This is a genomic window from Microbacterium sp. F2E (genome assembly GCF_020905435.1).
Taxonomy (GTDB): Bacteria; Actinomycetota; Actinomycetes; order Actinomycetales; family Microbacteriaceae; genus Microbacterium; species Microbacterium lacticum.
On the sequence record NZ_JAJJIB010000050.1, the window covers coordinates 1 to 905 of the forward strand.

The 905-nt window shown below is 67.8% G+C and carries 1 protein-coding gene; it reads right to left on the reverse strand.

Annotated features, from left to right (window positions below; genetic code table 11):
• Positions 1-21 precede the first annotated feature (21 nt).
• On the reverse strand, positions 22-905 hold an 884-nt coding region (locus tag LOK55_RS13930; protein WP_229935848.1), incomplete at its 5' end, for an IS110 family transposase.

Consider the following 905-nt stretch of genomic DNA (forward strand, 5'->3'; position numbering starts at 1 on the left):
GGGGTGCCCCTATGTCTTCTGTCAAGCGGCGAGGACCGGTTCGGTGATGCGCGACTGGTAGAGGGTGCCGTCGCGGAGCATCGCGAACAGGACGTCGGAGCGGCGCCTGGCGAGAGCGATGAGTGCTTGGTTGTGGCGTTTGCCTTGGGCGATCTTGCGGTTGTAGTAGGCCCGGGACTCGGGGTCGCGGAGCGCCGCGAACGCGGAGAGGAACATGGTTCGTTTCAGGATCTTGTTGCCCCGTCGGGAGGGATGTTCGCCGCGGATCGAGCTGCCCGATCTCCTGGTGACTGGTGCGAGGCCGGCGTAGGCGGCGAGGTGCCCTGCGGTCGGGAAGCTCTTCGTCGTGACTTCGGTGAGGAGCCGGGCTGCAGTCCTGACGCCGACTCCGGGCATGCTCGTCAGGACCGGCTGAAGAGGGTGAGTGTCGACGATCTTCTCGACCTCGATGGCGATCTCGTCGCGTTGCCGCCGCAACGCCTGGAGCTGCTCTGCGAGCCTGGGGAGCACCAGCGCGGCGGCGTCGGTGCCGGTCACCACGACGGTCTGCTCGCCGAGCGCGGTCATGATCTCTGCCGCCCAGACACGACCTTTGCGGGGCGCGTTCTTCAGCAGCCGGGTCCCGAGCCGCTTCTCACCCGCAGTCTTCATCGCCGCCGGCGACGGGTAGCGCTGCAGCAGGTCCAGGATCGCGGGGTGATCCAGCCGCGGCCCGAGCACGCGTTCCAGCGCCGGGTGGATTTGGGTGAGCAGACCCCTGATCCGGTTGGAGACCTGGACGATCTGACCGGCGAGGTCGTCGTCGAACCCGCAGAGCATGCTCAGCTCCGCGACCTTCTCGTCGGCGATCTGGATCGACCGCAGCGTGTGCGGCATCGTGCGGGCCGTCTCGGCGATGATCGCCG